Annotated in this window: 15 protein-coding genes and 1 other annotated feature; all 15 genes read right to left on the bottom strand. The window is 43.2% G+C overall.

What is annotated here, in order from left to right; all coding sequences use genetic code 11:
* Positions 1-47: 47 nt before the first annotated feature.
* A complete protein-coding gene (locus tag G586_RS0101955; protein WP_022760825.1) occupies positions 48-380 on the bottom strand; it encodes a hypothetical protein in 333 nt (110 codons plus the stop codon).
* Positions 381-788: 408 nt separating this feature from the next.
* Positions 789-2,435 (bottom strand): glycosyltransferase, encoded by a 1,647-nt coding sequence (locus tag G586_RS0101950; RefSeq protein ID WP_026526339.1) that lies wholly within the window; start codon positions 2,433-2,435, stop codon positions 789-791.
* 74 nt (positions 2,436-2,509) lie between these two features.
* Entirely contained in the window at positions 2,510-4,108 is a 1,599-nt protein-coding gene (locus tag G586_RS0101945; RefSeq protein ID WP_026526338.1) for a CTP synthase, read from the bottom strand.
* Between the two features lie 85 nt (positions 4,109-4,193).
* Positions 4,194-5,408, bottom strand: a complete 1,215-nt coding sequence (locus tag G586_RS0101940; RefSeq protein WP_026526337.1) for an LL-diaminopimelate aminotransferase — start codon at positions 5,406-5,408, stop codon at positions 4,194-4,196.
* Between the two features lie 164 nt (positions 5,409-5,572).
* Positions 5,573-7,048, bottom strand: a complete 1,476-nt coding sequence (locus tag G586_RS0101935) for a methyl-accepting chemotaxis protein (protein ID WP_026526336.1) — start codon at positions 7,046-7,048, stop codon at positions 5,573-5,575.
* A 239-nt stretch (positions 7,049-7,287) separates the two neighbouring features.
* The gene (gene tuf / locus G586_RS0101930) at positions 7,288-8,478 is read right to left on the bottom strand and encodes an elongation factor Tu (RefSeq protein ID WP_026525924.1); all 1,191 of its coding nucleotides are present in this window, start codon (positions 8,476-8,478) and stop codon (positions 7,288-7,290) included.
* Positions 8,479-8,644: 166 nt separating this feature from the next.
* On the bottom strand, positions 8,645-10,762 hold the full coding sequence (fusA, locus tag G586_RS0101925; protein ID WP_026526335.1) for an elongation factor G: 2,118 nt from the start codon (positions 10,760-10,762) through the stop codon (positions 8,645-8,647).
* A gap of 51 nt (positions 10,763-10,813) precedes the next feature.
* The gene (gene rpsG / locus G586_RS0101920; protein ID WP_026526334.1) at positions 10,814-11,284 is read right to left on the bottom strand and encodes a 30S ribosomal protein S7; all 471 of its coding nucleotides are present in this window, start codon (positions 11,282-11,284) and stop codon (positions 10,814-10,816) included.
* 165 nt (positions 11,285-11,449) lie between these two features.
* A complete protein-coding gene (rpsL, locus tag G586_RS0101915) occupies positions 11,450-11,869 on the bottom strand; it encodes a 30S ribosomal protein S12 (protein ID WP_026493590.1) in 420 nt (139 codons plus the stop codon).
* A gap of 221 nt (positions 11,870-12,090) precedes the next feature.
* A complete protein-coding gene (gene rpoC, locus G586_RS0101910; protein ID WP_051204450.1) occupies positions 12,091-15,786 on the bottom strand; it encodes a DNA-directed RNA polymerase subunit beta' in 3,696 nt (1,231 codons plus the stop codon).
* Positions 15,787-15,854: 68 nt separating this feature from the next.
* Positions 15,855-19,715, bottom strand: coding sequence for a DNA-directed RNA polymerase subunit beta (rpoB, locus tag G586_RS0101905; protein ID WP_026526332.1), 3,861 nt, complete (start codon positions 19,713-19,715; stop codon positions 15,855-15,857).
* A 231-nt stretch (positions 19,716-19,946) separates the two neighbouring features.
* The gene (gene rplL / locus G586_RS0101900) at positions 19,947-20,324 is read right to left on the bottom strand and encodes a 50S ribosomal protein L7/L12 (protein WP_026526331.1); all 378 of its coding nucleotides are present in this window, start codon (positions 20,322-20,324) and stop codon (positions 19,947-19,949) included.
* Positions 20,325-20,370: 46 nt separating this feature from the next.
* Positions 20,371-20,961 carry a 50S ribosomal protein L10 gene (gene rplJ, locus G586_RS0101895; RefSeq protein ID WP_026526330.1) on the bottom strand — a complete coding sequence of 197 codons (591 nt, stop codon included), beginning with the start codon at positions 20,959-20,961 and terminating at the stop codon, positions 20,371-20,373.
* 23 nt (positions 20,962-20,984) lie between these two features.
* Positions 20,985-21,109 (bottom strand) — a sequence feature (ribosomal protein L10 leader region).
* 49 nt (positions 21,110-21,158) lie between these two features.
* Complete coding sequence (gene prfB / locus G586_RS0101890) at positions 21,159-22,301, bottom strand: peptide chain release factor 2 (protein ID WP_026526329.1); 1,143 nt, start codon at positions 22,299-22,301, stop codon at positions 21,159-21,161.
* A 143-nt stretch (positions 22,302-22,444) separates the two neighbouring features.
* A complete protein-coding gene (gene secA, locus G586_RS0101885) occupies positions 22,445-25,015 on the bottom strand; it encodes a preprotein translocase subunit SecA (protein WP_026526328.1) in 2,571 nt (856 codons plus the stop codon).
* Positions 25,016-25,071 lie beyond the last annotated feature (56 nt).

Below are 25,071 nucleotides of genomic sequence, written 5' to 3'. Positions count from 1 at the left end.
AACCTTCCGGGTTGTGTTTTCATCATCAATATTTAAATAACAGGACATTATGCCTGATATTTCTCAAGTGCAGTCATATCGCTCATATAATCAAGAACCTTCTTGCGGCCTACCTTATTCAGCTTGACATATTGCTGCATTACGCGGTTCTCAACGATTTTGTTTCCTAAATCTGTGCCCTTTTCAAGAGTGCTGAAATCAACAGGATTAAGATTAAGCTTATCGCACATGCGAATAACGGTACCATAGGCCATGCCCTCGATACCTCTGTCAAGTGCTGTTACCAGTGTGCTATATGGAATCGACATATCAATCGCAAATTGTCTGACGCTCTTATACTGTGCTAGAATTTCTCTCTTAAGTATCTCAGCTTTAGTCATCACATATACCTCCTATCTACTTTCTTTTTAAATCCGGGAATCCCTCCCATCTACAGTGAGCAGCATTTCTTTTTATGTAATTGCGTACTTCTGTAGCATTTACAAGTATAACGTATGAACGTTTTTTCGTCACTTATTTTTTTCTTAAATCTTGTGATAAAATTAAATAAATTTATCAGCGTTTTTTGGTCATGTTGCCAAAAAGTGCATAGATTCTGAACTAGATGTGGCCCAGATAAAACCAATACACATTTTTTCGTTTCTGACATTTCTCTCATTCGACAATAACTGAAATGTATTTTTAGAATAATTTGATAATTTCAAAATATTTAACGAAATTACATACAAATTTTTGAAAATAGTGTGAAATATTTTTTCGCTATTTTGTATTAGAAAAAATACGGTTTCCTAGATTACGTTAACTATTTGGCCATCATCTTTTAAGTATGTTTTAAGTTTCCTAAGCAGGCCCTCAGGATCTGCCGCTGACGTCGCTGCATCTCCCACAATAATATAGTCAAAGCTATGCTCGGGCCATGGAAAAGTGACCAATTCAGGATCTCCCGATATCATATCATCCGCCATATACTTTGACAGACCTGCGAATACGTCAACATTTGTGATTCCCGCAGTAAAACTGTCCGGCATCTGATATTTTATAGCAGAAAGCGTCGTACCCATTCCGGCACAAATATCAAGTATTCTTAAAACTCTGTTATAAAGCTTTAGTCTCCCTGCAGGATTATCAACTTCAGAAGAACTCTCTCCTATCAGGCCTTCGCTTTCACCTTTTCCTTTACCGGCAATAAGCTTCGTTCTCTTATCCCCTTCAGAGATAGCATTCATAAGAGCAGTCATCTTCTCATCTTCAAAAAGAATGTAATTCCAGATATCAAAACCCCATTTTTCTTTGAATTTTCCTCTGGAAACCTCCATTGCATCATTCTTTTCAGCAAAACCATCCCCGCCATGATGATAAATAAAAGCGTTATGGCATAATATCTGCCTCCAGCCTCCAAGGCAAAGACGAATGCCGAGATCATCATCTTCAAAGTATCCCGGAGAAAAGCGCTCATCAAAAAGATTTGCCTTGTTTCCCTCAAAGCCGGCCTCACGTCCCATCATTATTACATCATTAACTGCTTCTCTTCTCATAAGAACCGCAAATCCTGTAAGTCTGCATCTGACTTCATAGGGATTCCACATAGGTACATTGTGGTCTTTGGCATAGCTTTTGGCCGTCTCCAGCGCTGAATCAAGACTGATCGTTCTCCACCATCTTTTTTCTTTCGTTCCGTCGTTGATACTAAATAGGGGTCTGGCCTCGTCCATAGGCGCTTTTTGCATGTACGGCGAAAGTGATTCCATGGAGACCTCCTGTGAAGGCGCACAATTTGTCACCGCACCTGCAGCCCCATTTCTTTTATCCGCATACAACCCCATCTTCAGCCAGAACAGTGCATTAGGCATTAAAATAGCATCATTATTCAGGAAAAATACATCATTATCCGGATTAGCAGCGTCAAGTCCCTCGTTACATCCTGCCGGAAACCCTTCGTTTTTCTTATTTTCTATCAGTTTGAAGCCCTTACTTTTTTCGTTCTGTTCTCTTAAGAACCTAAGCAATTCCTCATCAGTTGAAGCGTTATCAACAACAATGATTTCCGTGCGGTCCTCACTTGTATATCTCCTGATTGACCTGATGCATTCTCTGCATAGTTCGAGATCATTGTAGGAAACTATCACAATTGACGTTCCGCGAACCCTCGCTCTATCTCTTAGGCCATCCATGGCATCACGGATAATCTTCTCATCCTCCGGCTCTTCGCAGTACCTGATAGCGTTTTCAAAGCACAAAAATGCCTGATCTGCATTACGATATCTGTAATACAGACCAAGCATAAAATACAACTCATAATTATCATAGTGAGCTCTGAGCCCCTCTATTAAAACAGCATACTCATCTACGCTACTGCCTTCCTGTTCAAATGCACCGGCGCGCAGTATATAGGATTCCGCAGATTCATGTTCTTTTTGTCTAATATGAGTTTCCATATATATCTCCAAAAGCGAATCACGATAAATAGTTAAAATAATTATATTAAAGTGATAAGCTTTTTTCAAGATATTTACTTTTCTTCAAGTGAAGCTCTGATAAATTCTCTGAAGATAGGATGTGGCCTGTTAGGTCTTGACTTAAATTCAGGGTGATACTGAACTCCGATATAGAAAGGATGATTCTTTATCTCCACAGTCTCAACAAGCTTCTCATCCGGCGAAAAACCGGAAAGGCAAAGTCCTGCTCCCGCGAGAATCTCTCTATAATCATTATTGAACTCGTATCTGTGGCGATGTCTTTCGTTTATAAGGCTCTCCTTATAACATTTCTCCATCAGGGTTCCGGCTACAATGCAGCAGGGATAGCTTCCAAGACGAAGCGTACCACCCTTATCAACCTCATCAGACTGTCCCGGCATAAAATCAATAACCTTATGCTCTGATGCATGCTGAAATTCTCCCGAGCAGGCATCTTCAATACCTGCAACATTTCTGGCAAACTCAATAACTGCAATCTGCATTCCAAGACAAATACCAAAGTACGGTACATTGTGGGTTCTTGCATACTTAGCTGCAAGGATCATTCCACCTATTCCTCTGTCTCCAAAGCCACCGGGTACAATAATACCATCTATATTCTTCAGCTTTTCCTCATAATTACTGTCATCGAGTTCCTCTGAATCAATCCAAGAAATATTTACATGCGCATTACATGCAAATCCGGCATGAGTAAGTGCCTCCGCAACAGACAGATATGCATCATGAAGCTTTACATATTTTCCAACAAGTCCAATGTTAACTTCCTTGTTCCTGTTCTTAATCATGCTGACCATCTGTTTCCACTCATCAAGCTCCGGTTCAGGAACATCAAGGCCAAGCTCACGGCATACAACGCCTGAGAAATTTGACTGTTCAAGCATAAGTGGTGCCTCGTAGAGACTTCCAAGAGTGCGGTTTTCAATTACGCAGTCCTGCTTAACATTACAAAACAGTGATATTTTCTGGAAAATACTCTCCTCGAGGGGCTCATCACATCTAAGAACAATAATATCCGGATTTATGCCCATTCCCTGAAGTTCCTTTACAGAATGCTGTGTGGGCTTGGATTTATGTTCCTCGGAACCATGCAGATAAGGCACGAGAGTAACATGTATGAAAAGACTGTTTTCTCTGCCTACTTCAAGAGATATCTGTCTGACCGCCTCTAGGAATGGCTGAGACTCGATATCACCGATTGTTCCACCAATCTCTGTTATAACGATATCCGCATCAGATTCTCTTCCCACACGATAAACGAAATCTTTGATTTCATTCGTTATATGAGGGATAACCTGAACTGTAGATCCCAAATACTCTCCGCGTCTCTCCTTGTTAAGTACATTCCAGTACACTTTTCCTGATGTAAGGTTTGAATACTTATTCAAATCCTCATCAATAAATCTTTCGTAATGTCCCAGATCCAAATCTGTCTCTGCTCCATCCTCCGTTACATATACCTCTCCATGCTGATACGGACTCATGGTTCCAGGGTCAACATTGATATATGGATCAAGCTTCTGAGCTGCAACCTTAAGACCTCTTGCCTTTAAAAGTCTGCCCAACGAAGCAGCGGTTATCCCTTTTCCAAGTCCTGAAACAACTCCCCCTGTTACAAAAATGTACTTTGCCATATCCTCTCCCTTCCATAAAATACAGTACACCGAAGTATCAGCCTGAACTGTATCATCGGTGTATCGTTAATGTTCTCTCTCAAAATCAAAGATTCTTAAAGCGCTCTACTGCTTTTATTGTATTTTCTCTGTTTCCAAATGCTGTCAATCTGAAATAATGTTCACCGGAAGGCCCAAATCCCGATCCCGGAGTTCCAACCACATTTGCTTTCGCAAGCAGATGATCAAAGAACTCCCAGCTAGTCATATCGCCCGGTGTTCTCATCCAGATATAAGGTGCATTTACACCACCGTAAACCTCATATCCTGCATCCTTAAGGCCGTCCTTGATTATTCTTGCATTTTCCATATAGTAAGCAATCTGTGCAGTCACCTGAGCTCTTCCTTCTTCGGAATAAACAGCTTCACCAGCCCTTTGTACAATATAAGGTGCTCCGTTATACTTTGTGCCATGTCTTCTTGCCCAAAGAGGCCACAGTAACTGCCCTTCTGCCTTTATTTCCTTGGGTATTACAGTATATCCAAGTCTTAATCCGGTAAATCCGGCTGTTTTTGAAAATGACCTAAACTCAATTGCACATTCCTTTGCACCTTCACATTCATAAATGCTGTGAGGTACATCATCATCAGAAATATATGCTTCATATGCTGAATCATAAAGAATTATTGAGCCGTTTTTACGCGCATAATCAACCCACTCCTGGAGTCTTTCCTTATTCATCACAGCTCCGGTAGGATTATTCGGAAAGCAAAGATATATAAGATCCGGAACTTCACTGGGAAGGTCAGGAGCAAAATCATTCTCCCTAGTACACTTCATATAAATAACATCACGGAAACGCTCAGTCTGAGGATCATATTCACCGGTTCTTCCTGCCATTACATTCGAGTCAACATAAACAGGATATACAGGGTCACATACAGCTATCTTATTATCTGTACTGAAAATCTCCTGAATATTTCCACAATCACTCTTAGCTCCATCAGATACGAATATTTCATCCGGACTAATATCACATCCGCGTGCTTTATAATCCTTTTCTGAGATTGCATTTCTTAAGAAATCATATCCAAGGTCAGGCGCATAGCCTTTAAATCTTGCTGCATCACCCATTTCTTCAACCGCACTGTGGAGTGTGGAAATAATTGCAGGAGCAAGCGGCTGTGTAACATCGCCTATTCCAAGTCTGATGATCTCTGCATCCGGATTATTCTCTGAATATTCCTTAACCTTTTTACCAATTGTAGAAAACAGATAGCTTCCGGGAAGCTTTAAATAATTCTCATTGATCCTAGCCATATCGTCCTCACTATTCTTTTATTAATTAAAATAGAATTTCGCTCTCGAAATTCCTGGTTACTATCGTATAAATAGAAAAAAGGCGTCTCGGAACACACTTCCAAGACGCCTTTGCCTTTACCGATTAAATTTACAACTGTTTCGAGGACTTGTCAAGGTAAACATCAGTCTCTTTTTTTAGTACTATTACTGATCTTTAGTATTTCATGAAGTATTTCTTTGGTATTCTCCATATCCTGCTCACACTGCTTGCTAATCTCTATGCTGGACTGCGATGATGCCGCCACCTCTTCAGATGTCGCCGAAAGATTACTTATCGCATCCATTACCTTTGTATTAGCATCCACACATGCTTCGACATTTTCTGCTATTTTAACTGCTCTTTTATTCAAATCGGTAACCTTCTCAAGAATCGTTTCAAATTTCTCACCGGTTTGAACGATAATCTCACTTTGTTGATTAGCCGAATCTACACAAAGCTGCATATTGTCAGATGCCGTATTAACCCTATTGATCAGGTCATCAATTGTCGCTGCTATCTGTTCTGCAGACTCCTTAGTATGTTCAGATAAAGCCCTTATCTCATCTGCAACAACTGCAAAGCCTTTTCCGGCTTCTCCTGCTCTTGCAGCTTCTATCGAAGCATTTAACGCCAGTAGGTTAGTCTGTCCTGATATGCTTAAGATTGTATCTACAATTTCCTTTACAGTTCCTGCTGACTGCTGAAGATTTGATGTCATCTCTGCTGTTTCAGCATTAATAGTCGAGGATTCTTCAGATTTTGCTCTCAACTGTTTTACAAGAGAGTTACCATCATTGACGTTATCCGACACCTCATCAGAATTTGATCTCATTGCACGTGATTGATGTGCTATATCCTCCAAAGCGCTTGTAATGTTGGAATTCATCTCTGTCTGAGTCTGAATTGCCTCTGCAGTCAGCGTAACAGAATCCGCAATCTGTTCAGAAGAATCAGCACTTGATATTACTTTATCAGAAAGAGCTTCCATGGATTCATTGGCATCAACAAGTTTAGCAGCAATCTCCTCACCAATCCTGAGCATAGTTGCTGCATCCTCTTCCTGCCTCTTGGCAGCTGTCTGGATTTCATCTACCGTTTCAGAATTCTGTTTGCTATTTAACCTCACATATAATATTGCCATCAAAGCCAAAAGCAGACAAAATACTGCGTCAGTCATAACACTGTTTATTCTGGTTTCCACCTCTTCGGAATAAGTCCTGAACAAAGGAATATAAAGAAAATTCATTGCCACTACAAATACACATACAATTAACGTTAGTCTTCTGTCATTATAAAGTAATACAAGGACCATTAGTCCCAGTCCGAATGCATAAAGATACGGCACATGCACAATACCAAGCATCAGGAAAAAATATCCAAAGCACATACCCGCCATTAGGATATATTTTCCTCTTGTCCTTTTACTGTAAACAGCAAAGGCTACAATTGTGATTATAAGCCCGATAACCTGAAATACCAGCATTCCAGCGGTATTTATAAAACCAACTCTGTCTCTTGCATACACTACAGTAGAGATCATTTCAAAAGCTTGTACTACACACGCAAATCTAAATGCCAAAAGATTACTTTCATAAATATGTCTTTCATGAATATCCATTTATTTTCCCTCATAAAAATATCCATATTGCTACATTTATATTATTTGGCAAAAATCTTAGGATATCCAATTAAATTTTAATAAAAATACTATATTTACATTAAACAAAGATATGCACAAAAGCTGAAATACTTCACCATTCCTCATTCACAATAGTTCTTCTTTAGAGACGCAAAAAGGCTCCCGAGGAAATCCTCGGAAGCCTTTATATTACTAATAGTCAGCCTATTCAGTAAAGATTACTCTACGATTGTAGCAACCTTACCTGATCCAACTGTTCTACCACCCTCACGGATAGCGAACTTAAGACCCTGCTCCATAGCGATGGGGTGGATAAGCTCGATAGACATTGTTACGTGGTCACCAGGCATGCACATCTCTGTTCCCTCGGGAAGGTTGCAAACACCTGTAACGTCAGTTGTTCTGAAGTAGAACTGAGGTCTGTAGTTGTTGAAGAAAGGTGTATGACGTCCACCCTCGTCCTTTGTAAGAACGTAAACCTCTGCTGTGAACTTCTTGTGGCAAGTTACAGAACCGGGCTTTGTGATACACTGACCTCTCTGGATACCATCACGGTCAACACCACGAAGAAGAAGACCAACGTTGTCACCAGCTTCGCAGTAATCCATTGTCTTACGGAACATCTCGATACCAGTACATACAGACTTAGCTGTCTCTTCCTTGATACCAACGATTTCGATTTCGTCGTTAAGATTGAGGTGACCTCTCTCTACACGGCCAGTAGCAACTGTTCCACGACCTGTGATTGTGAATACGTCCTCAACAGGCATAAGGAAAGGCTTATCTGTCTCACGAGTAGGTTCAGGAATATATGAATCAACTGTATCCATAAGCTCCATGATCTTGTCGCCCCACTCACACTTAGGATCCTCAAGAGCCTTAAGTGCAGAACCACGGATGATCGGAATATCATCTCCAGGGAACTCATACTCTGTAAGAAGGTCTCTGATCTCCATCTCAACGAGGTCAAGAAGTTCAGGATCGTCAACCATATCACACTTGTTCATGAATACGATGATGTAAGGAACACCTACCTGACGAGCAAGAAGAACGTGCTCTCTTGTCTGAGCCATAACACCATCAGTAGCAGCAACAACGAGGATAGAACCATCCATCTGAGCTGCACCAGTGATCATGTTCTTTACATAGTCAGCGTGGCCAGGGCAGTCAACGTGTGCGTAGTGTCTGCTAGCTGTCTCATACTCGATGTGAGCAGAGTTGATAGTGATTCCACGCTCTTTCTCTTCGGGTGCTTTATCGATCTGATCGAAAGCAACAGCAGGGCTGAAACCTCTGTCTGCAAGAACAGTTGTGATAGCTGCTGTAAGAGTTGTCTTACCATGGTCAACGTGTCCGATTGTACCGATGTTAACGTGCGGCTTACTTCTGTCAAACTTAGCTTTTGCCATTTTTAAATATCCTCCTTAAATAAAAATGTTACATCAACATTTTTTCTCATAATAACCGACTATACCGATTATATTAGAATTTTAGCTTGAAATCAAGCATAAAATAGTATAAACAAGGGCATTGTGGCACGATTCCATTAGAAATTGTTGCCACTCCCTTTATTTATTAAGCATTTTTGTTGGAAAGTACTTTCTCCTGGATGTTCTTCGGAACAGGAGCATACTTCTCAAAGAACATTGAGTAGTTACCACGACCCTGTGTTCTTGAACGAAGGTCTGTAGCATATCCGAACATTTCAGCAAGCGGAACATGTGCTCTAACGATCTTGCCGCCGCCCATGTCATCCATACCTTCAACCTGTCCACGACGTGAGTTAACGTCACCGATAACATCACCCATGTACTCTTCAGGCATAGTAACTTCAACCTTCATAATGGGCTCAAGGAGAACCATTCCGCCCTTAGCCATAGCATCCTTAAATGCCATTGATCCGGCAATGTGGAATGCCATTTCTGATGAATCGACTTCATGATATGATCCGTCGTATACAGTAGCATGTACACCAACAACAGGGAATCCACCAAGAGATCCTGCCTTCATAGCCTCTTCGATACCCTCGCTGATAGGCTGGATGTATTCCTTAGGAATAGAACCGCCGACAACTTCGCTGTCGAACTGGTAAAGGTTCTCTCCGTTGGCATCCATGGGCTCGAAACGAACTTTACAGTGACCATACTGACCACGTCCACCAGACTGCTTAGCATACTTACTCTCGATATCGCAAGCATTAAGAAGAGCCTCTCTGTATGCAACCTGAGGTGCACCAACGTTAGCTTCTACTTTGTACTCACGAAGAAGTCTGTCAACGATGATATCAAGGTGAAGCTCACCCATACCAGCGATGATTGTCTGACCTGTCTCAGGGTTAGTATGTGCTCTGAATGTAGGATCCTCTTCTGCAAGCTTCATAAGAGCTTCATCAAGCTTCTGCTGACCAGCCTTAGTCTTAGGCTCGATAGCAAGCTCGATAACGGGATCCGGGAACTCCATAGACTCAAGGATTACGGGGTTCTTATCATCACAGAGTGTATCACCTGTAGTTGTGTTCTTAAGACCAACAGCCGCAGCGATATCACCTGAGTAAACCTTATCAAGGTCTGAACGCTTATTAGCGTGCATCTGAAGGATACGTCCAAGACGTTCCTTGTTGTCCTTAGTACTATTAAGTACATAAGAACCTGAATTTGCAGTACCACGGTATACGCGGAAGAATGCAAGCTTTCCTACGAAAGGATCGCTGACAATCTTGAATGCAAGAGCTGCGAAGGGGCCATCATCTGTTGACTCAACCTCAACCTCATTGCCATCCATGTCTGTACCCTTACAAGCAGGGATATCAACAGGTGAAGGCATGAACTCGATAACAGCATCGATAAGCTTCTGGATACCACGGTTTCTATGAGCAGAACCACAGCAAACAGGGAAAGCTTTGCACTCACAAGTTGCCTTACGAAGAGCAGCCTTAAGCTCCTCCTTTGTAGGCTCCTCACCCTCGAGGTACTTCATCATAAGATCTTCATCGAGGTCGCAGATCTTCTCTACGAGCTCACCACGATAAAGCTCTGCATCGTCCTTAAGATCAGCAGGGATCTCTCCGATTGTTACATCTTCACCCTTATCATCATTGTAGATGTAAGCCTGCATCTCAAAAAGGTCGATAATACCCTGGAACTGATCCTCAGCTCCGATCGGGATTTCGATCATAATAGCATTTTTCTTAAGTCTATTACGGATCTGCTCAACAGCTCCGAAATAGTTTGCTCCGATGATATCCATCTTGTTGATGAATGCCATACGAGGAACATTAAATCCATCAGCCTGACGCCATACGTTCTCAGACTGAGGCTCAACGCCTTCCTTAGCACTGAATACGCCTACTGCGCCATCAAGTACACGAAGTGAACGCTCAACCTCAACAGTAAAGTCAACGTGGCCAGGAGTGTCGATAATGTTGATACGATGCTCCTGTGCACCGGGCTTAACCTTTCCGTTTTCCTGAAGTGTCCAATGGCATGTTGTAGCTGCAGATGTGATTGTGATACCTCTCTCCTGCTCCTGTTCCATCCAGTCCATGGTAGCAGTACCTTCATAGGTCTCACCAATCTTATAGTTAACACCAGTATAGTAAAGAATACGTTCTGTAAGTGTAGTCTTACCGGCATCGATATGAGCCATAATACCAATGTTTCTGGTTCTCTCCAATGGATATTGTCTTTCAGCCAAAGGTTTATCCTCCTAATAATAATCGACGTTTCTGACACCAAAATTCTATAATTAGAATCTGTAGTGTGAGAATGCCTTGTTTGCTTCTGCCATCTTGTGCATATCTTCTTTTCTCTTTACAGATGCACCTGTGTTGCCATATGCATCAAGAATCTCTGATGCAAGTCTGTCAACCATGGTCTTCTCGCCTCTGTTACGAGAAAATGTTACAAGCCAGCGAAGTGCAAGAGCCTGACGTCTGTCCGGACGAACCTCGATCGGCACCTGATATGTAGCACCACCGATACGTCTAGCTTTTACCTCGAGAGCGGGCATGATGTTGTTCATAGCACCCTCGAATACTTCAAGAGCAGGCTTACCAGCCTTCTCCTCTACCTGTGCGAATGCTCCGTATACGATCTTCTGTGCAACACCCTTCTTACCATCAAGCATAACTGTGTTGATAAGCTTTGTTACAACCTTGTTATCGTATAAAGGATCCGCTAATACGTCACGTTTTACAATATGTCCTTTACGCGGCACGGTTCTTCCCTCCTTTAGAATCGCAGATGAGTGTCAGTCTTCATCTGTTTACTATAGATCATAGGTACTCACTAATTTTAGTGTACGTGCGGTTTTCTTACTTTATAAAAAAAGAAACACCAACACTATTAAAAAAATTAGATCTTGTAATGATAGTTACTTAGATTATTTTGCAGCCTTAGGTCTCTTAGCGCCGTACTTGGAGCGAGCCTGCTTACGGTCTGCAACACCTGCTGTATCAAGAGTTCCACGGATAATGTGATATCTTGTACCAGGCAGGTCCTTAACTCTTCCGCCACGGATGAGAACAACGCTGTGCTCCTGAAGGTTGTGACCTTCTCCGGGAATGTAGCTTGTTACCTCAATACCGTTAGAAAGACGTACTCTGGCGATCTTTCTAAGAGCAGAGTTAGGCTTCTTAGGTGTAGCAGTCTTAACAGCTGTGCATACGCCTCTCTTCTGCGGTGAAGCAGTATCAATTGCCTTCTTATGAAGAGAATTGAATCCTTTCTGAAGCGCAGGAGCTGTAGACTTCTTCTCAGAAGTCTGACGACCTTTACGAACTAACTGGTTAAATGTTGGCATTCCTTTCACCTCCTGTATTAATTGGTAAAACAATTTATGATAAACAGGCTAAATCCTGACATGAAATAACCTGTAATCACCGACATGCATCAAGCGAAAGGGCATAGTTGCCCTCTCGCTCGTCGCACAGTTTTTAAGTATAAATATTTGAATTTGCCTTGTCAAGCACAATCTAATTAAAATTGCACTATTTTATGAACTTTTCATAATTATGAAAAGTTTTACTCCTCATCATCTGATACAACAACTTCTTCTATATCAGTATCGAGATCAGTGATTATGTCATCGTCATCATCAAAGCGCTTCTTTAAGATGAGCTTCTCGGGATCCTTGAAGTTAGCATCTGTATTAAGAGCTGTGTTGCGATAACGCTTCATACCTGTACCTGCAGGAATCAGCTTACCGATGATGACATTTTCCTTAAGTCCGATAAGCGGATCAACCTTACCCTTGATAGCTGCATCAGTAAGAACCTTTGTGGTCTCCTGGAATGAAGCAGCTGACAGGAATGAGTTTGTAGCAAGAGCTGCCTTGGTGATACCAAGGATAACCTGCTTACCTTCAGCGGGCTTCTTGCCTTCGCTGAGAAGTCTCTCATTGTCATCCTCAAAGTCGAGCACGTCAACAAGTGTTCCGGGAAGGAAGTTTGTATCTCCGCTCTCCTCTATACGAACCTTCTTAAGCATCTGACGTACAATAACCTCGATGTGCTTATCACAGATATCAACACCCTGCAGACGATAAACTCTCTGAACCTCGCGGAGCAGATAATCCTGTACTGCACGGATACCCTTGATCTTAAGAAGATCATGAGGATTTACACTACCTTCTGTAAGCTCGTCACCGGCCTCAACCTGTTCGTTATCCATAACCTTGATTCTGGATCCGTAAGGAATGAGATATGCCTTTGACTCTCCGGTCTCATCATTTGTGATGATAACCTCACGCTTCTTCTTTGTATCCTTAATGGTAGCTGTACCATCAAGCTCTGAAATAATAGCAAGTCCCTTAGGTTTTCTTGCCTCGAAAAGCTCTTCGACACGGGGAAGACCCTGTGTGATATCTCCACCGGCAACACCACCGGTATGGAATGTTCTCATTGTAAGCTGTGTACCAGGCTCACCGATTGACTGAGCGGCGATGATACCAACTGTCTCACCTACCTGTACAGGCTCACCTGTAGCCATGTTAGCGCCATAGCACTTAGCACAGATTCCAATGTGTGAACGGCATGTAAGGATTGTACGAATCTTAACAGCTGTAACCGGCTCACCCTTACTGTTAACACCATCACTAAGAACTCTCTTAGCACGGCTGGGGGTGATTATGTGATTCTTCTTAACAATAATGTTGCCATCCTTGTCCTTGATATCCTCACATGTATATCTTCCGGTGATACGATCCTCTAAAGGCTCGATCATAGCCTTACCATCCTTGAATTCCTTAACGGTAATTCCAGGGATTGTAGCCTTTCCTACGCTACAGTCAAGCTCACGGATAATAAGCTCCTGAGATACATCAACCATTCGACGTGTCAGGTATCCGGAATCGGCTGTACGAAGCGCTGTATCAGACAGACCCTTACGAGCACCATGCGCTGACATAAAGTACTCCAGAACGTCAAGACCTTCACGGAAGTTTGACTTAATAGGAAGTTCGATTGTACGACCTGTTGTATCAGCCATAAGTCCACGCATACCTGCGAGCTGCTTGATCTGCTGATCACTACCACGGGCACCGGAATCTGCCATCATGTGGATATTGTTGTACTTATCAAGTCCCTTAAGAAGTACTTCAGTAAGCTGTTTATCTGTCTCCATCCAAGTCTCAACAACAAGACGATAACGCTCTTCGTCTGTCATAAGACCACGACGGTAGTTTGTTGCAATCTCATCAACAACTGCCTGAGCCTTGTCCAGCATCTCCTGCTTCTGCGGAGGCACTGTCATATCTGCGATAGATACAGTCATAGCAGCTCTTGTTGAATAGTGATAACCTGTTGACTTGATCTTATCAAGTACCTCTGCTGTAGCAAAAGTACCATGAGTATTGATCATATTAGTTACGATCTTCTTAAGCTGTTTCTTACCAACCATGAAGTCGATTTCAAGCTTAAATCTGTTCTCTTCGATAGAACGATCAACAAATCCGAGATCCTGAGGAATGAATTCATTGAACAGGAATCTTCCGAGTGTTGACTCAACAAGACCGGAAATCTTGTTGCCATTCTCATCCTTACGATCCACACGAATAGTAATCTTGGACTGAAGAGTAATGTAGTCATTCTCGTAAGCAAGGATTGCTTCGTCTATATTCTTGAAGAACTTACCCTCACCCTTAGCGCCTTCACGCTCCTGTGTAAGATAGTAGATACCAAGTACCATATCCTGTGTAGGAACGTTTACAGGGCCACCGTCTGAAGGCTTAAGCAGATTGTTAGGAGCCAGCATAAGGAAACGGCTCTCTGCCTGTGCCTCAACTGACAGAGGAAGGTGTACAGCCATCTGGTCACCATCGAAGTCGGCGTTGAAAGGTGTACATACAAGAGGATGAAGCTTAATAGCTTTACCTTCAACGAGGATGGGCTCAAATGCCTGGATACCAAGTCTGTGAAGTGTGGGAGCACGGTTAAGCATTACAGGATGCTCTTTGATAACATCCTCAAGTACATCCCATACTTGCTCGTCAAGTCTCTCAACAAGCTTCTTGGCATTCTTTATGTTCTGTGAGATTCCTCTGGAAACAAGTTCCTTCATAACGAAGGGCTTGAAAAGCTCGATAGCCATTTCCTTAGGAAGTCCGCACTGATAAATCTTAAGCTCAGGACCTACGACAATAACTGAACGTCCTGAATAGTCAACACGCTTACCAAGAAGGTTCTGACGGAAACGACCACCCTTACCTTTAAGCATGTCTGAAAGTGACTTAAGTGCACGGTTACCGGGTCCTGTAACAGGTCTTCCACGTCTACCGTTATCTATGAGGGCATCTACTGCCTCTTGAAGCATACGCTTCTCGTTTCTAACGATGATATCCGGTGCACCAAGATCAAGAAGTCTCTTCAAACGGTTATTACGGTTGATGATACGACGATACAGATCGTTAAGATCTGATGTTGCAAAACGTCCACCATCAAGCTGAACCATAGGACGAAGATCCGGAGGAATAACCGGAATACAGTCAAGGATCATCCATGAAGGATCATTTCCTGACTCACGGAAAGATTCAACAACCTCAAGTCTCTTGATAATACGCTGTTTCTTCTGTCCGCTTGATGTATCAAGACCCTCTTTAAGTTCCTGATACTCTGCCTCGAGATCGATGCTCATAAGAAGCTCTTTTACAGCCTCAGCTCCGATACCGGCACGGAATTTTCCGCCCCACTCTTCGCGTGCATCCTGGTACTCCTTCTCAGAAAGTACCTGCTTGTACTCGAGGTTAGTTTCACCGGGATCAAGTACTATATAAGAAGCGAAATATAAAACCTTCTCAAGTACTCTGGGTGAGAGATCAAGGATAAGACCCATACGGCTGGGGATACCCTTGAAATACCAAATATGTGATACAGGAGCAGCAAGCTCGATGTGGCCCATACGCTCACGACGAACACTGCTCTTAGTTACCTCAACGCCACAACGGTCACAGATAACACCTCTGTAACGAATCTTCTTATATTTTCCGCAGTGACACTCCCAATCCTTTGTGGGTCCGAAGATCTTTTCGCAGAAAAGACCATCTCTCTCCGGCTTAAGCGTACGATAGTTAATGGTCTCAGGCTTTAATACTTCTCCATGTGACCACTCTCTGATCTTCTCGGGAGAAGCGAGACCAATCTTAATTGCGTCAAAAGTCATTGGCTGATATGTCGGTGCTGCTGAAGTTCTTCCGCTTGAAGCATCGTTTATTGCTTTATTCATTGTAGAATCAGACATTCGTAACCTCTTTTCTGTTGTTTACATGATTGCAGTTACTTTATTACCGCATATTAAAAGTTATCATCAAGACCGTCTGCAGCATCAAATTCTTCTTCAAAAGCTGCTCCGTCTTCGTCCTCAGTCACAAGCTCACCATCTTCATCAAATGCCTGTGTCTGATAGCCATTCTCAGCGAGGTTCTCACGATCATAATCACGATTTACCTCACCTTCAATCTCATAGCGGTAGTCAGAATCACTGTAATCAACTGACTCCATGATCTCAACTTCTGTATTATCCTCACGAAGTACACGTACATCCAGACCAAGTGACTGGAGCTCCTTCAAAAGAACCTTAAAGGATTCAGGTACTCCGGGTTCAGGAATGTTATCACCCTTGATGATAGCTTCGTAGGTCTTAACACGACCAACTACATCGTCAGACTTAACAGTCAGGATCTCCTGCAATGTATAAGCTGCACCATAAGCCTCGAGGGCCCAAACTTCCATCTCTCCGAAACGCTGTCCACCGAACTGAGCCTTACCACCAAGAGGCTGCTGTGTAACCAGTGAGTAAGGGCCGGTTGAACGAGCATGGATCTTATCATCAACAAGGTGATGAAGCTTAAGGTAATGCATGTGTCCGATAGTAGTCGGTGAATCGAACGGAATTCCTGTACGTCCGTCACGAAGCTGTACCTTACCATCTGTGTGAATCGGAACACCCTTCCAAAGCTCTCTGTGATCTCTGTTGTCATACAGATACTTCATAATATCAGGATCAACAGAATCCTTATATTTCTCTTCAAACTCTTCCCATGTGCTGTTTACATAATCATTAGCCATGGTAAGTGTTGCCTGAATATCTTTCTCGTTTGCACCATCGAAAATAGGTGTTGCAATGTTAAAGCCAAGAGCCTTAGCAGCAAGTGAAAGGTGAATCTCAAGGACCTGTCCGATATTCATACGTGAAGGCACGCCCAGAGGGTTAAGCACGATATCCAGCGGACGACCGTTAGGAAGATAAGGCATATCCTCGATAGGAAGTACGCGGGAAACGACACCCTTGTTACCGTGACGACCAGCCATCTTATCGCCGACTGAAATCTTTCTCTTCTGTGCAATATAAATACGAACTGCCTGGTTTACCCCCGGGCTAAGCTCATCACCATTCTCTCTTGTGAATACCTTAGCATCAACTACGATACCGTACTCACCATGAGGAACCTTGAGTGATGTATCTCTAACCTCACGTGCCTTCTCACCAAAGATAGCACGAAGGAGTCTCTCTTCTGCTGTAAGCTCTGTCTCTCCCTTAGGAGTAACCTTACCAACAAGAATGTCACCTGCACGAACCTCAGCACCGATACGGATAATTCCGCGATCATCAAGATCCTTAAGTGCTTCATCTCCGACACCGGGAACGTCTCTTGTAATCTCTTCGGGTCCGAGCTTTGTCTCGCGAGCTTCTGCCTCATACTCTTCAATATGAATAGAAGTGAAAACATCGTCGCGAACAAGTCTCTCACTAAGAAGAACAGCATCCTCGTAGTTATAACCTTCCCAGGTCATAAATCCGATAAGAGGGTTCTTACCAAGACCAAGCTCACCCATATATGTTGAAGGACCATCAGCTATAACCTGACCAGCCTTAACGTGGTCGCCCTTGAAGACAATAGGTCTCTGGTTGTAGCAGTTACTCTGGTTACTTCTCTGGAACTTAATGAGATGGTACTCTTCCTTGCCACCATCATCGTATGTCATCTGGATAAGTTTGCTATCAACGAAATCGATAACACCATCCTTCTTGGCAACTACGCAGACACCTGAGTCAACAGCTGCCTTCTGCTCCATACCTGTTCCTACTGCAGGAGCTTCTGTTGTAAGAAGCGGCACTGCCTGACGCTGCATGTTTGATCCCATAAGAGCACGGTTAGCATCGTCATTCTCAAGGAAAGGAATAAGTGCTGTAGCTACTGAGAATACCATTCTCGGAGATACGTCCATGTACTCGAACATAGTCTTCGGATACTCAGATGTTTCCTCTCTGAAACGTCCGGAAGCGTTGTTCTTCTTGAAATGGCCTTCCTCATCAAGAGGAGTGTTAGCCTGAGCTACATGGTAATTATCTTCTTCATCCGCTGTAAGATACTCAACCTCATCTGTTACACGAGGATTCTGAGGATCTGTGCGGTCTACCTTACGATAAGGAGCCTCTACGAAACCATACTGGTTAACTCTTGCGTAGCTTGCAAGTGAGTTGATAAGTCCGATGTTAGGACCTTCAGGAGTCTCGATAGGGCACATACGTCCATAGTGAGTATAGTGTACGTCTCGAACCTCGAATCCTGCTCTGTCTCGTGAAAGACCGCCGGGACCAAGTGCTGAAAGACGACGCTTGTGAGTAAGCTCACCAAGAGGGTTGTTCTGATCCATGAACTGTGACAGCTGTGAAGATCCGAAGAACTCCTTAACTGCAGCCTGAACAGGCTTAATGTTGATAAGGCTCTGTGCAGAGATCTCATCAGCATCATGTGTAGTCATACGCTCACGAACAACACGCTCAAGTCTTGAAAGACCGATTCTGTACTGGTTCTGTAAAAGCTCACCAACACAACGGATACGACGATTTCCAAGGTGATCGATATCATCGTCATGACCGATTCCGGCTTCAAGATGCATATTATAGTTAATGGAAGCAAGAATATCTTCCTTAGTAATGTGCTTAGGAATAAGCTCATTAACATTCTTTCTGATAACATCAGCAAGACTCTCAGGATCCTTATCAGCACACTCTGTAAGAATATCTCTGAGTGCAGGATAGTATACATCCTCAGTAATTCCGAGCTCTTCAGGATTACAATCGATAAAGCTTGTAATATCAACCATCATATTAGAAAGAACCTTGATATTACGCTCCTCACCCTGGATGAGTACATAAGGAATACCTGCGTTCTGAATCTCAGTAGCAAGTGCACGGTTAACCTTAGTACCTGCAGCTGCGATCATCTCGCCTGTGTTTTCATCTATTACATCCTCTGCAAGAACATGTCCATTAATTCTGTTCTTGAAGTGAAGTTTCTTATTAAATTTATAACGTCCAACCTTAGCAAGATCATATCTTCTTGCATCAAAGAACATAGCGGTGATAAGGCTCTCTGCACTTTCTACGCTGAGAGGTTCACCGGGACGAATCTTCTTATATAATTCAAGAAGACCACTCTGATAATCAGTTGAAGGATCCTTTGTGAAACTTGCCTGAATCTTGGGCTCATCGCCAAAGAGTTCAAGAATCTCTTCATTAGAGCCAATTCCGAGTGCACGAATGAGAACAGTAACCGGTACCTTTCTGGTTCTGTCTACTCTTACATAAAATACATCATAGGAATCAGTCTCATACTCAAGCCAAGCTCCACGGTTAGGGATAACAGTACATGCTATCAGCTTCTTACCGATCTTATCACGAGTTATATCATAATAGATACCGGGGGAACGTACCAGCTGGCTGACAATTACACGCTCTGCTCCGTTGATAACAAATGTTCCGGTTGCTGTCATAAGAGGAAGATCACCCATGAAAATCTCATGCTCTGCAATCTCTCCGCTCTCCTTATTATTAAGGCGAACCATAACCTTCAGCGGTGCTGCAAAGGTCGCATCTCTCTCTTTACACTTCTCGATTGTGTTCTTGTTTTTGTCAATCTCATCTTCACAAAGTTTGAAATCAACAAACTCAAGACTCAGCTTACCGCTGTAATCCTCAATAGGAGAGATATCGTCAAAGACCTCTTTAAGGCCCTCGTCAAGGAACCATTGATAGGAGTTCTTCTGAACTTCGATCAGGTTCGGCATCTCCAGGACTTCCTTCTGGCGCTGGAAACTCATACGTACATTCTTACCAGTGCCACTAGGATGCAATCTGTTTTTTTCCATTGACATTCACCCCGTTCTTATTTTTTATTTAGTAGTTAAGGCATTTACCTAAAAAAGCGCGCAAAAGCCCACCACTCCACAATAGTGCATCATCCATGATACAACAAACAAAAATTTAAGTCAAGTATTATTTTAAACAAGTATAAATCAAAGTGGGAATTCCCACATAAAGCAAAAAAGAAGAGATGCTTTCGCATCTCTCCCTCTGAAAACTTGATGTTTGGCGATTTCTTACTTAAGAGTAACCTTAGCGCCCTCAGCCTCAACCTTAGCCTTGATGTCATCAGCCTCTTCCTTAGAAGCGCCTTCCTTGATCATCTTAGGAGCGTTGTCTACGAGATCCTTTGCTTCCTTAAGTCCAAGACCTGTGATCTCACGAACAACCTTGATAACCTTAACCTTGTTAGGGCCAACCTCTGTAAGCTCTACGTTGAACTCTGTCTTCTCTTCCTCAGCACCTGCTGCTGCGCCGCCTGCTGCTGCTACAACAACGCCAGCTGCTGCTGATACGCCGAACTCCTCCTCACAAGCCTTTACAAGATCGTTCAGCTCAAGAACGGATAACTCTTTGATTGCATCGATAATCTCTGCTGTGGATAACTTTGCCATTATTATTTACCTCCATTAAAAATTAGTTTGTTTCAAAATTTAAAAATTACTCAGCTGTTGTCTCTGCTGCTGCTTCAGCAGGAGCCTCAGCTGTCTCTGCTGCAGGAGCCTCTGCGGGAGCTGCCTCTGCTGCGGGTGCTGCCTCGCCACCCTCTTCCTTCTTCTCAGCGATCTGCTTAATAACGCGAGCGAAGTTTGCGATAGGTGACTGCATAGAACCAAGCAACTTGGAAAGCAACTGATCCTTGGGAAGGATTGCTGCGATCTCCTTGAGTGCTTCTGCGTCATACAGCTTGCCCTCGATCACACCACCTTTGACCTCAAGTGCCTTTGCCTTCTTTGCGAACTCAACAAGTACACGTGCAGGAGCTGCAGGATCTGTCTCGGAAATAGCAAGTGCGCTAGGTCCGTTAAGAAGATCTGAAAGCTGCTCGAAGTCTGTACCCTTGAATGCGAAGTTCATCATCGTATTTTTGTAAACCTTGTAGCTGACGTTCTCAGCACGAAGCTTTCTACGAAGCTCTGTGTCCTCAGCAACAGTTAAACCACGGTGATCTACAAGTACGAGTGCCTGAGCGTTCTGAATCTTATCAGAAATCTCTTTTACTATGGGCTGTTTTAAATCAACCTTTGCCATCTTTTTACCTCCTTATAGAATTTACCGCCAAAGAAAAAGCCTCTCGAAGACGAGAGGCATAAAAGTCTTATCAAACTTTTCCTCGGTAGGCGCTAAGCTTACGTCATCAAATGACACCTACTGTCTTCGGCTGGTCATAACGACCTTGAGTAGATTAACACAGTTTGTAAACTATGTCAACAACTTTTTTATTTAATTTATTCTTCCTCAGTATCGCCCACAGGCTTACCACCGGTTGCGAGCCACTTGAGATATGCATTGATGAAAGGATCAAGTTCTCCGTCAAGAACACCATCAGCGTTAGAAGCCTTGAAACCTGTACGAGTATCATTAACCATTGTGTAAGGCTGAAGAACGTAAGAGCGGATCTGGCTTCCCCATGCGTTATCCATTACCTCACCTCTGATGCCTGCAAGCTTTGCTGCCTGCTCTTCCTGCTTCATAATAAAGAGCTTTGCCTTCAGCATCTGCATAGCCTTATCCTTGTTCTGGAACTGTGAGCGCTCATTCTGACAAGCAACTACAACACCTGTAGGAATATGTGTAATACGTACGGCAGATGATGTCTTATTGATGTGCTGTCCGCCGGCACCACTTGAACGATATGTATCAATTCTAAGATCATCAGGATTGATGTCGATATCTACATCTTCCTCAATATCAGGCATGATATCACAGGAAACGAATGAAGTCTGTCTCTTAGCCTGTGCATTGAAGGGACTGATACGAACAAGTCTGTGAACACCGTGCTCTGACTTAAGAAGTCCATAAGCATTAGTTCCTGAAATCTGGAATGTAACTGACTTAATTCCCGCTTCGTCACCATCGAGGTAGTCAAGAACCTCTGTTGTGAAGCCCTTTCTCTCTGCCCATCTGGTGTACATTCTGTAAAGCATTGACGCCCAGTCGCAAGCCTCTGTTCCGCCTGCACCTGCATTGAGTCTGAGGATTACATCATATTTGTCATAAGGTCCGTTCAAAAGATTACTGATACGGATTTTCTCAAGCGTATCCTCAAACTGATCAAGCTCTGATCTGATCTCTGCAGCCATATCATCATCATCAACACCCTCTTCATTCTGAAGGTCGATGAGATCCATCATATCGTCGTACTGTTTGTGAAGGCCTTCAACCTCTGCAACAAGATCCTGCATATTCTTAAGATTTCTTGTCTTCTTATTAGCCTTCTCAGCATCATCCCAGAATGTGGGCTCTTCCATTTCACGAGAAAGCTCTTCTATCATTTTCTTTTTGGAATCAAGGTCAAGAGAGCTCGTAACCTCATCAAGAGTTCCTCTGAGATTAGAGAGTTCAACCTTCATCTGATCTAAAATTACCATTTTGCATTCCTTCCATAAAAAAAGCTTGGAATAATCATTTTATTATCCAAGAACAACCTCGTCAGGCTGCTTTCGCAAATACCCTCCCCTTTATGGGGAAGGCATTCTTTTGCCAAGCAAGTAATTTAATTATACATACTCTGTCAACCCTGGCCTTTGCCGTGGCAGTTCTTATACTTTTTACCACTTCCGCACGGGCAAGGATCATTGGGATAAACCTTGGCTTCCATACGCTTAACAGGTTCCTTGGCAACACTGTCGTCCTTGTTGGTTCCTGTAACCTTGGCTACCTGTTCACGTTCAACCTTCTCCTCAATATGAACATGGAAGAGAAGTCTTACTGTATCTTCCTTGATGTTACGGGTCATCTCATCGAACATCTCAAATCCGGCAAGCTTGTACTCGATCTTGGGATCTCTCTGAGCAAAAGCCTGAAGTCCGATACCCTGACGGAGCTGATCCATATCATCGATGTGATCCATCCACTTTCTATCGATTACCTTAAGGAGAATGACACGCTCAATCTCACGGATTGTCTCGGGTTCCGGGAACTCAGCCTCTTTTTCCTCGTAAAGCTTCACAGCCTCTTCCTTAAGCTGCTGCTTGAGGCCATTCTTGGTAAGCTTATTGATTCGTCCGCGGTTGATCTTCTTGAGCGGGATAGTAGGAAGCAGAAGCTCATTGAGCTCTGAAAGATTCCACTCATCTGAATCTGTAACCTCTCCGACTACTGTCTCAACAGACTCCTCAACTATATCTGTAATCATCTTGTAAACTGTATCGCGCATACTGTCTCCGTTAAGAACTCGCTTACGCTCGTCATAGATGATCTCTCTCTGTTCATTGTTAACCTGGTCATACTCAAGAAGGTTCTTACGGATTCCATAGTTGTTATCCTCAATTTTCTTCTGGGCTGACTCGATAGCCTTGGAAAGAGCTTTATGCTCAATCTCCTGACCCTCAGGAATACCGAGGGAATTAAACATGGTTATAAGTCTCTCTGAACCAAACAATCTAAGGAGGTTGTCCTCAAGCGAAAGATAGAACTTGGATTCACCGGGATCACCCTGACGTCCTGAACGTCCACGGAGCTGGTTATCAATACGTCTACTCTCGTGACGCTCTGTACCTATGATCTTAAGACCGCCGGCAGCAAGTGCCTCATCGTCAAGCTTGATATCGGTACCACGACCAGCCATGTTGGTAGCGATGGTAACAGCACCATGTTTTCCTGCCTCAGCGACGATCTGAGCTTCCATCTCATGGAACTTAGCATTCAGTACGTTGTGAGGAATTCCTCTCTTCTTAAGAAGCTTACTTACTTCCTCTGAGGACTCAATTGTAATTGTACCAACCAGAACGGGCTGACCTTTTTCATGAGCTGCCTGAACTGCATCGGCAACCGCATTTAACTTTTCCTTCTTGGTCTTATAAACCGCATCCTGAAGATCCTTACGGATAACAGGCTTGTTGGTAGGAATCTCTATAACGTCCATTCCATAAATATCACGGAACTCGCGCTCCTCTGTAAGAGCTGTACCTGTCATACCACACTTCTTCTCAAACTTATTAAAGAAGTTCTGGAAAGTGATGGTTGCAAGGGTCTTGGACTCTCTCTTAACCTTTACATGCTCCTTAGCCTCGATAGCCTGGTGAAGGCCATCTGAATAACGACGTCCGGGCATTACACGTCCAGTAAATTCATCGACGATAAGTACCTCATCATCCTTAACGATATAATCGTGATCTTTTGCCATAAGGTTGTTGGCACGAAGAGCAAGGATAATATTGTGCTGAATTTCAAGATTCTCCGGATCAGCAAGGTTATCTATTCTGAAGAAATTCTCAACCTTTGCAACACCCTGTGCTGTGAGGTTAACGAGCTTATCCTTTTCATTAACTATGAAATCTCCAGACTCCTCCTGCTCGATACCCATGATGGCATCCATCTTGGAGAACTCCTCCATATCTGCACCACGAGTCATCTGCTTTGCAAGAATATCGCATGCCTCGTAGAGCTTAGTAGATTTATCACTCTGACCGGAAATAATAAGAGGTGTACGAGCTTCATCAATAAGAATTGAGTCAATCTCATCGATGATGGCATAGTTAAGGCCACGAAGAACGCACTGCTCTTTATAAATAGCCATATTGTCACGAAGATAGTCAAAACCGAGCTCATTGTTTGTTACGTATGTGATGTCACAATTGTATGCTGCCTGTCTCTCCTCACTGTTCATGCTGTTAAGAACAACACCTACAGTAAGTCCCAGGAATTCGTGAACTTTTCCCATCCACTCAGCATCACGCTTAGCAAGGTAGTCGTTAACTGTTACGACATGAACGCCCTTGCCTGCAAGCGCATCGAGATATGAAGGAAGTGTGGCTACCAGTGTCTTACCTTCACCGGTACGCATCTCAGCGATACGACCCTGATGCAGGATAACTCCACCTATAAGCTGAACACGGAAGTGCTCCATTCCAAGTACTCTGCTTGCTGCCTCTCTAACTGTGGCATATGCCTCAGGCAGAATATCATCCAGTGTCTCCCCACTCTCAAGTCTCTTCTTGAATTCATCGGTCTTAGCCTTGAGCTCTTCATCAGAAAGCTTCTTCATTTCAGGCTGGTAACTCTCAATCTTGTCAACCGTTCCCTGAATACGCTTCAGTTCTCTCTGGCTGTGTGTACCGATAATCTTATCAATAATGCTCATTTTTTAACGCTCCGTATAAATATTTGCATGTAAAAAGTAGGAAGCTGATTCGCCTC

Origin of the sequence: Butyrivibrio sp. VCD2006, from assembly GCF_000423925.1 — a bacterium.
GTDB lineage: Bacteria > Bacillota > Clostridia > Lachnospirales > Lachnospiraceae > Butyrivibrio.
This window is presented reverse-complemented; position numbering and strand designations above follow the sequence as displayed.

What these genes read in the sequence shown, in the direction of transcription:
- G586_RS0101955 (WP_022760825.1), bottom strand. Translation starts at nt 380, where the DNA reads ATGACTAAAGCTGAGATACTTAAGAGAGAAATTCTAGCACAGTATAAG.
- G586_RS0101950 (WP_026526339.1), bottom strand. Translation starts at nt 2,435, where the DNA reads ATGGAAACTCATATTAGACAAAAAGAACATGAATCTGCGGAATCCTAT.
- G586_RS0101945 (WP_026526338.1), bottom strand. Translation starts at nt 4,108, where the DNA reads ATGGCAAAGTACATTTTTGTAACAGGGGGAGTTGTTTCAGGACTTGGA.
- G586_RS0101940 (WP_026526337.1), bottom strand. Translation starts at nt 5,408, where the DNA reads ATGGCTAGGATCAATGAGAATTATTTAAAGCTTCCCGGAAGCTATCTG.
- G586_RS0101935 (WP_026526336.1), bottom strand. Translation starts at nt 7,048, where the DNA reads ATGGATATTCATGAAAGACATATTTATGAAAGTAATCTTTTGGCATTT.
- tuf (WP_026525924.1), bottom strand. Translation starts at nt 8,478, where the DNA reads ATGGCAAAAGCTAAGTTTGACAGAAGTAAGCCGCACGTTAACATCGGT.
- rpsL (WP_026493590.1), bottom strand. Translation starts at nt 11,869, where the DNA reads ATGCCAACATTTAACCAGTTAGTTCGTAAAGGTCGTCAGACTTCTGAG.
- rpoC (WP_051204450.1), bottom strand. Translation starts at nt 15,786, where the DNA reads ATGAATAAAGCAATAAACGATGCTTCAAGCGGAAGAACTTCAGCAGCA.
- rpoB (WP_026526332.1), bottom strand. Translation starts at nt 19,715, where the DNA reads ATGGAAAAAAACAGATTGCATCCTAGTGGCACTGGTAAGAATGTACGT.
- rplL (WP_026526331.1), bottom strand. Translation starts at nt 20,324, where the DNA reads ATGGCAAAGTTATCCACAGCAGAGATTATCGATGCAATCAAAGAGTTA.
- rplJ (WP_026526330.1), bottom strand. Translation starts at nt 20,961, where the DNA reads ATGGCAAAGGTTGATTTAAAACAGCCCATAGTAAAAGAGATTTCTGAT.
- prfB (WP_026526329.1), bottom strand. Translation starts at nt 22,301, where the DNA reads ATGGTAATTTTAGATCAGATGAAGGTTGAACTCTCTAATCTCAGAGGA.
- secA (WP_026526328.1), bottom strand. Translation starts at nt 25,015, where the DNA reads ATGAGCATTATTGATAAGATTATCGGTACACACAGCCAGAGAGAACTG.